General features: G+C 51.0%; 1 rRNA gene. It reads right to left on the bottom strand.

Annotated features, from left to right (window positions below):
* Positions 1-1,209, bottom strand: a 23S ribosomal RNA gene (locus BMZ57_RS28885); the annotation flags it as partial.

Raw genomic sequence — 1,209 nt, 5'->3', positions numbered from 1 at the left:
CTCGTCATCAGCTCTCGGCCTTAAGATCCCGGATTTACCTAAGATCTCAGCCTACCACCTTAAACTTGGACAACCAACGCCAAGCTGGCCTAGCCTTCTCCGTCCCTCCATCGCAATAACCAGAAGTACAGGAATATTAACCTGTTTTCCATCGACTACGCTTTTCAGCCTCGCCTTAGGGACCGACTAACCCTGCGTCGATTAACGTTGCGCAGGAAACCTTGGTCTTTCGGCGTGGGTGTTTTTCACACCCATTGTCGTTACTCATGTCAGCATTCGCACTTCTGATACCTCCAGCAAGCTTCTCAACTCACCTTCACAGGCTTACAGAACGCTCCTCTACCGCATCACTTACGTGATACCCGTAGCTTCGGTGTATGGTTTGAGCCCCGTTACATCTTCCGCGCAGGCCGACTCGACTAGTGAGCTATTACGCTTTCTTTAAAGGGTGGCTGCTTCTAAGCCAACCTCCTAGCTGTCTAAGCCTTCCCACATCGTTTCCCACTTAACCATAACTTTGGGACCTTAGCTGACGGTCTGGGTTGTTTCCCTTTTCACGACGGACGTTAGCACCCGCCGTGTGTCTCCCATGCTCGGCACTTGTAGGTATTCGGAGTTTGCATCGGTTTGGTAAGTCGGGATGACCCCCTAGCCGAAACAGTGCTCTACCCCCTACAGTGATACATGAGGCGCTACCTAAATAGCTTTCGAGGAGAACCAGCTATCTCCGAGCTTGATTAGCCTTTCACTCCGATCCACAGGTCATCCGCTAACTTTTCAACGGTAGTCGGTTCGGTCCTCCAGTTAGTGTTACCCAACCTTCAACCTGCCCATGGATAGATCGCCCGGTTTCGGGTCTATTCCCAGCGACTAGACGCCCTATTAAGACTCGCTTTCGCTACGCCTCCCCTATTCGGTTAAGCTCGCCACTGAAAATAAGTCGCTGACCCATTATACAAAAGGTACGCAGTCACCTAACAAAGTAGGCTCCCACTGCTTGTACGCATACGGTTTCAGGATCTATTTCACTCCCCTCTCCGGGGTTCTTTTCGCCTTTCCCTCACGGTACTAGTTCACTATCGGTCAGTCAGTAGTATTTAGCCTTGGAGGATGGTCCCCCCATATTCAGACAAAGTTTCTCGTGCTCCGTCCTACTCGATTTCATGACTAAGAGATTTTCGCGTACAGGGCTATCACCCACTATGGCCG

This window comes from Pseudomonas simiae (genome assembly GCF_900111895.1).
Classification (GTDB): Bacteria; Pseudomonadota; Gammaproteobacteria; order Pseudomonadales; family Pseudomonadaceae; genus Aquipseudomonas; species Aquipseudomonas simiae.
Note: the sequence above shows the minus strand (reverse complement) of the source record. Positions and strands in the feature narration are given on the sequence as shown.